The organism is Brevundimonas sp. (genome assembly GCF_036659295.1).
In the GTDB taxonomy this organism is placed as follows: Bacteria; Pseudomonadota; Alphaproteobacteria; order Caulobacterales; family Caulobacteraceae; genus Brevundimonas.
Genome location: NZ_JAVXCU010000110.1, coordinates 1 through 6,208, shown reverse-complemented (window position 1 = coordinate 6,208; position 6,208 = coordinate 1). Strand labels below are relative to the sequence as shown.

Annotated in this window: 7 protein-coding genes; 5 read left to right on the top strand and 2 right to left on the bottom strand. The window is 61.2% G+C overall.

Features of this window, described 5'->3' with window-relative positions; translation table 11 throughout:
• The coding region (locus tag RSB01_RS13055; protein ID WP_332625619.1) for a DNA methyltransferase at nucleotides 1-325 on the bottom strand (325 nt) is incomplete at its 3' end.
• A 287-nt stretch (nucleotides 326-612) separates the two neighbouring features.
• Here RSB01_RS13055 and murC point away from each other — a divergent pair.
• On the top strand, nucleotides 613-2,052 hold the full coding sequence (gene murC, locus RSB01_RS13050; protein WP_332590119.1) for a UDP-N-acetylmuramate--L-alanine ligase: 1,440 nt from the start codon (nucleotides 613-615) through the stop codon (nucleotides 2,050-2,052).
• Nucleotides 2,053-2,069: 17 nt separating this feature from the next.
• Here murC and RSB01_RS13045 read toward each other — a convergent pair whose 3' ends face one another.
• Entirely contained in the window at nucleotides 2,070-2,729 is a 660-nt protein-coding gene (locus tag RSB01_RS13045; RefSeq protein ID WP_332620602.1) for a hypothetical protein, read from the bottom strand.
• A 132-nt stretch (nucleotides 2,730-2,861) separates the two neighbouring features.
• On the opposite strand from RSB01_RS13045, the gene murB reads away from it, so the two are divergent.
• The 4 genes from murB to RSB01_RS13025 all read left to right on the top strand — a co-directional run.
• Nucleotides 2,862-3,776 (top strand): UDP-N-acetylmuramate dehydrogenase, encoded by a 915-nt coding sequence (murB, locus tag RSB01_RS13040; RefSeq protein ID WP_332625617.1) that lies wholly within the window; start codon nucleotides 2,862-2,864, stop codon nucleotides 3,774-3,776.
• A 160-nt stretch (nucleotides 3,777-3,936) separates the two neighbouring features.
• Nucleotides 3,937-4,872, top strand: coding sequence for a D-alanine--D-alanine ligase (locus RSB01_RS13035; protein WP_332590122.1), 936 nt, complete (start codon nucleotides 3,937-3,939; stop codon nucleotides 4,870-4,872).
• Nucleotides 4,860-5,699 (top strand): cell division protein FtsQ/DivIB, encoded by an 840-nt coding sequence (locus RSB01_RS13030; RefSeq protein ID WP_332590123.1) that lies wholly within the window; start codon nucleotides 4,860-4,862, stop codon nucleotides 5,697-5,699. Before RSB01_RS13035 ends, RSB01_RS13030 begins: the two co-directional genes overlap by 13 nt.
• Nucleotides 5,700-5,722: 23 nt before the next feature.
• A partial coding sequence (locus RSB01_RS13025; protein WP_332625615.1) for a cell division protein FtsA occupies nucleotides 5,723-6,208 on the top strand: 486 nt, incomplete at its 3' end.

Below are 6,208 nucleotides of genomic sequence, written 5' to 3'. Positions count from 1 at the left end.
AACCGAGGTCCTGCATCGCCGAGCCGAGACGGAAGATGTTGTGATAGCTGCCGATCACCCACAGCGTACCGTCGTCCTTGAGGACGCGCTGGCATTCCGCCAGCCACGCACGGGTAAAGGCGTCATAGGCGGCAAAGCTGTCGAACTTGTCCCACTCGTCGTCGACAGCATCAACCTTGGAGTTGTCGGGACGCAGCAGGTCGCCACCCAGTTGCAGGTTATAGGGCGGGTCGGCGAAAACCATGTCTACCGACTTGTCCGGCAGGCCCTTCAAGCGTTCGATGCAGTCGCCGCGAAGGATGACGTCGGTTTGTATTTCGGACATGGATAGGCGGCCCCGGTGGTGTTGAGGACGCATGGTGATTCATCGTGGTTAACAGTTGGTAATCAAATCGCTTTTCTGATTCTTCGAAGAGTCAAACGCTGATCTTTGTGACTCGCAAGAGTCCGGTGGATAAGGGTTCAAGCGAAATTGCGATGCAGGAATTTATTTTGCACGCCTGAACGCAGAAGCCGATTTTCCTCTTTCGGTTGCTCGACTTGTCAGATTTTCGTCATCCTTGATCCGGTCCCCCACTTCTAAGCGGACGCGGACAAGGCTATGAGGCGTAAATGATCCGTCGTCTTCGCCCCGTCCCGTTTTCCCTAGGTCCTGTCCACTTCGTCGGCATCGGCGGTATTGGCATGAGCGGCATTGCCGAAATCATGCTCAAGATCGGCTATCAGGTGCAGGGCTCGGACGCCAAGGTCAGTGCCAATACCGAACGCTTGGAAAAGCTGGGTGCCCGTATCTATATCGGTCATGACGCTGCCCATGTGACCGAGGGTGTCTCAGCCGTGGTCTATTCCACGGCGGTTAAGGCCGAGAACCCCGAAATGATGGAAGCGCGTGAGCGCCGCATTCCGGTTGTGCGCCGTGCAGAAATGCTGGCCGAACTGATGCGCCTGCAATTCTCGATCGGCGTGGGCGGCACCCACGGCAAGACGACGACGACCTCGATGGTCGCGGCGCTGCTGGATGCAGGCAATCTTGATCCGACCGTTGTGAACGGTGGCATCATCAATGCCTATGGCACCAATGCCAAGGTCGGCGACGGTGACTGGATCGTGGTCGAGGCCGACGAGTCGGACGGCTCGTTCCTGCGCCTGAAATGCACTGTGGCGATGATCACCAATATCGACCCCGAGCATCTGGATCACTACGGCAGTTTCGAAGCCGTGAAGAAGGCCTTCCGCGACTTTATCGAGGACACGCCCTTCTATGGTTTCGGTGTGGTCTGTCTGGATCACCCTGAAGTCCAGAAGCTGGCGGCCCAGATCACCAATCGCCGCCTGATTACCTATGGCCTGAACCCCCAAGCCATGGTGCGTGCCGAAAACGTGGACATGGATCCCGATGGCTCGACCTTCGATGTCATCATCCGTGGTTCGCATCCCAGCGACGCGGACCAGCGTATCGAGCGTGTGCGTCTGCCGATGGCGGGCTGGCACAATGTGTCGAACGCTCTGGCCGCGATTTCGGTCGCGCGCGAAGTGGGTGTGGATGATGAATCCATCCGCACAGGTCTGGCCGGTTTCGGTGGGGTGAAGCGCCGCTTTACCACGACAGGTGTGGCGCATGGTGTGCGCGTGATCGACGATTACGGCCACCATCCGGTGGAAATCGCCGCTGTTCTCAAGGCGGCCCGTCAGGTCGTTCATAATGCCGAGCAGTCGGGTCGCGTTATCGCGGTGGTCCAGCCGCATCGCTATACGCGCCTGCGTGATCTGATGGACGATTTCTCGACCTGTTTCTCGGATGCCGACAGCGTGTTGGTGGCCGATGTTTATCCGGCGGGCGAACAGCCGATCGAGGGCGTGGACAAGCATGCTCTTGTCAGCGGCATCAAGCAGTATGGACACCGTCAGGTGGCGGCGCTGGAAAATGCCGCCGCACTGGCACGCGCCATCCGCGACGAGGCCAAGCCGGGCGATCTGGTGGTTTGCCTCGGAGCCGGTGACATCACCACTTGGGCCTATGCCCTTCCGGCGCAACTGGAAGCACTAGGCTAAAGTTTTGGGAAAGCGGATCAGGCCAGATAGCGCAGGATCAGGTTTCCCAGAACAAAGCACAGGAAGCCGGTCATGGTCACGGCGGTCGCAAAGGCCCCGAGCCAGTTGAGCCGCAGTTCGATCCGTTGTTTTTCCGCGCCCGTCACCTGATGGGCGCGGATTTTTTTCATGTCGCGTTCCATGCTCAGAAACACGGCAAACATTCCGCCCAGCAACGGCATCCAGACGATGATGATGCTCGCGAGCGAAGTGGCCGAGGCCCGACCTGCGCTGAAACGGGCGATAAACCGGCTGATGGCTTCGTGGTGGCCCAAGGGCAGGTAGATGAACATCAGCAGGGCCACCGCCGACAGATAGAGCAGGGCATAGGTCAACTGTTCGCACGACGTAACCTTGAGCGGGGGCGCAGGCTCTGTCGGTTCGGATCCCATGTCGGGGATCGTTTCTCCGCCCATAAAATGGCCCGCCTGCCTGCGTCGCTCAACATGCCAGAACCAGCGATGACAGCCTGCATGGCAGAGAGGCAGGAATACAAGGATCAGAAACAGCGACAGCACACCGTTGAACGCCTGCTCGAAGGTCAGCCTCTGGCCCAGATGTTCGGACAGGAACAGCACGCCTATGGTTAGGGCCAGACCGCCCCAGACGCTTGGAATGACGATGATGAATAGTATCACGAAGGTCCGCAGCGGTTCGCTCACGGAGGGCAGGAACCGTTTCCCCTTGCGCGGGGCGGGGGTTAGAGACATCTACGCATACCTGATAACGGTCCGGCAGCGGACCTCGACTGTACGGCACAAGAGATATTGATGACTGACTGGACCAAGGCACCCCCACCCGTGCGCGGCAAGCTGTTGCTGGACGAGGCGCTGGGCCAATATACTTGGTTCCGCGTGGGCGGCAAAGCGGATGCCCTGTTTATCCCTGCCGATGAAGACGATCTGATCGACTTCCTCAAGGCCCTGCCTGCCGATGTTCCGGTCTATCCGCTGGGAGTGGGCTCCAACGTGATTGTGCGTGATGGCGGCGTGGCCGGCGTGGTCATTCGTCTGGCCGGTCGTGCGTGGGGTCAGGTGACGACCGATGGTCTGACCATTACCGCAGGTTCGGGTGCTCTGGATGCGATGGTGGCGCGCGCCTCGGCCAAGGCGGGCATTGCAGGGCTGGAATTCTATGCCGGTATTCCGGGTTCGATCGGTGGTGCGCTGACGATGAATGCGGGCTGCTATGGCTCGGAAACCTGTGACGTTCTGGTTTCGGCGCGCGGCGTGAACCGCAAGGGCGAGAGGGTCGAACTGACGAACGCGCAGTTTGGCTATACCTATCGCCATTCGAACGCGCCGGCCGATATCATCTGGATCGAGGCAACCTATCGCGGCACGGCGGATGCCCCCGAGGCTGTTGCGGCCCGTATTGCCGAGATTACCAGCCGCCGCGAAACCACCCAGCCGATCCGTGAAAAGACCGGTGGTTCGACCTTCAAGAACCCGGATGGCCATTCTTCGTGGAAGCTGGTCGATGAGGCGGGCTGGCGCGGCAAGTTGCACGCCGTTACCGGCGGCGGTGCGATGTTCAGCGAACTGCACTCCAACTTCATGATCAATCCGGGCGAGGCGACCGCCGCGGACCTTGAGGGGCTGGGCGAGGTGGTCCGTCAGGATATCTTCTCGAAGACCGGCATCCAGTTGAGCTGGGAAATCAAGCGCATCGGTCGCCCCGGTTAAGGCCCGCACCAAGGCTTGATGGCGGCGCACACGTAGGGGATGAAAACCATCCCCTGTTTGCTGCACTTTTTTCAAGCGTAGCAGGGCATCTGGCCACTATCGTTTCCAAGTGGTTAACCCTATTGAGGCGATAGGGGGAGGCTAGTCTTCGGATTGTCTCATGCGCGCGCCACTTCATACCCTCCATGTTGCCGTCCTGATGGGCGGTCTGTCTTCGGAACGTAATGTTTCGCTGGATTCAGGCACATTGTGCGCCGATGCCCTCGAGGGGCAGGTGGCCAAGGTCAGCCGCGTTGATGCGGGCCGTGATCTGGCGCAGGTTCTTGGCGAACTGAAACCCGATGTTGTGTTCAATGCCCTGCACGGTGTGTGGGGCGAGGACGGCTGTGTTCAGGGCGTTCTGGAAACGCTGGCCATCCCCTATACGCATTCGGGTGTACTGTCCTCGGCACTGGCCATGGACAAGAACCGTTCAAAGGCGGTGCTGGCAGCGGCCGGTGTGGTCGTGCCCGGTGGTGGCCTGTTCGACCGTGCGCTTGTGGCGACCAGCCACGTCATTTCGGCCCCCTATGTGGTTAAGCCAAATGCCGAGGGATCATCCGTCGGTGTCTATGTGGTGATGCCGGGCGAGGCGCCTGTCGCCGCCGTGGGTGAAGACAGCTGGACCTATGGCGAACTGGTCATGGTCGAGCCGTTCGTAGCGGGCAAGGAACTGGCCGTTACGGTGCTGGGCGAGGCCGACGGCCCCCGCGCGCTGACCATTACCGACATTACCCCGACCAAGGGCTTCTATGACTATGAAGCCAAATATGCCAAGGGCGGCTCGGTCCACGTCCTGCCCGCAGAACTGCCGCAGCACGTTTTTGACAAGGCTTTACGTCAGGCAGAGCTGGCCCACACGGCTATGGGCTGTCGCGGCGTGTCGCGATCCGATTTCCGTTATGACGACGTTAACGATCTTCTTGTCTTGCTGGAGGTCAACACCCAGCCCGGCATGACCCCGACCTCGCTCGCACCCGAGCAGGCCGCCCATGCCGGTATGGACTATCGTAGTCTGGTGCGTTGGTTGGTGGAGGATGCTTCATGCCGGCGGTAGTTCGCGGCGGTAAACGACAATCGGGCAAGGGGCCGGCTGCGCGCGGCAAGCCCCAGGGCCGTATGGATGCCGTTGGCCGCATGGACATGTCGCCGCGCGTGGTCGCAGCCTGCCTGATCGGTGGCGTTGCCGTGCTGGCGGCTGTGCTGGCGACCGGCGCGCGGGCCGAGCGTATCTCGGCCTCGATGCAGGAAAAGCTGGATACCGTGACGGTGGGCATGGGGCTGAAGCTGGACAAGGTGCATGTGACCGGCGCTTCGCCCGAGGCTCTGGGGCCTGTGCAGCGTGCCGTGGGTCTTTACCAGAACCAGCCGATGGTCAGTCTTGATCTGGAGGCTGTGCGCGAGCGTGTCGAACAGGTGGGTTGGGTCAAGGAGGCGCGCGTGGTGCGACTTCTGCCTGACACCATTATTGTCGATGTGAGAGAACATAACCGTCTGGCGGTCTGGCAGATGGGCGGCAAGGCCCATGTCATCGACGCGGATGGTCTGGTGATTAACGGGGCCGATGCCGGTCGCTATCCCGAACTGCCACTGGTGGTCGGCAAGGGGGCCGATCAGGCGGCGGCCGATATTGTGCCATTGTTGCGCCAGCGCCCTGACCTAATGAAAAGGGTGGATGCTCTGGTGCGCGTGGACGAGCGCCGCTGGGACCTGCGCCTCAAGGGCGGCGGTATCATCCAGCTTCCGGCTGTCGATCAGGACTCGGCCCTGATCCGCCTCGACGCGCTGGACCAGCGCGAGCGCCTTCTGGATTTGGGCTTTGCCCGTGTTGACCTTCGCACCCCCGAGGAAGTGGCTATCCGCCCTTCCGAAGGGGACGCCTGACCTTTTCGCGGGAGGAAAAGAAGATGATCGGACTTCTGCGGGACAAGAAAGCGGACCAGGTCGGCGGCTCGGCGAAATCGCCTGCGGTCGCGGCGCTTGATCTGGGCCAGTCCAAGGTTGCCTGCTTTATTATGAAGCCGGACGGTGTGCGCCGTGCCGACAACACCATCCGTGTCGCAGGGGCGGGCCATGTCCAGTCCAAGGGCGTGCGCGGGGGTGTGATCGTCAATATGGAAGACGCCGCCGACGCCATTGCCCGCGCCGTTGAGCGCGCAGAGCGGGCGGCGGGTCTGACGGTTTCGGGCGTGGTGGTCACATCCTCGATTGGCCAGATGGCCAGCCACCGTGTCTCGGCCAGTGTCTCGCTGAGCGGCCATCCGATCTCCGATCATGATCTGGCGCGTGCCATTGGCGCGGCCTTGTCCAAGATCAGTCTGCCGAACCGCCGTCCGATCCACGTCCTGCCGGTGGCATGGTCGGTGGACGGTGCGCGCGGCGTTCACGATCCT

What these genes read in the sequence shown, in the direction of transcription:
- RSB01_RS13035 (WP_332590122.1), top strand. Translation starts at nt 3,937, where the DNA reads ATGCGCGCGCCACTTCATACCCTCCATGTTGCCGTCCTGATGGGCGGT.
- RSB01_RS13030 (WP_332590123.1), top strand. Translation starts at nt 4,860, where the DNA reads ATGCCGGCGGTAGTTCGCGGCGGTAAACGACAATCGGGCAAGGGGCCG.
- murC (WP_332590119.1), top strand. Translation starts at nt 613, where the DNA reads ATGATCCGTCGTCTTCGCCCCGTCCCGTTTTCCCTAGGTCCTGTCCAC.
- murB (WP_332625617.1), top strand. Translation starts at nt 2,862, where the DNA reads ATGACTGACTGGACCAAGGCACCCCCACCCGTGCGCGGCAAGCTGTTG.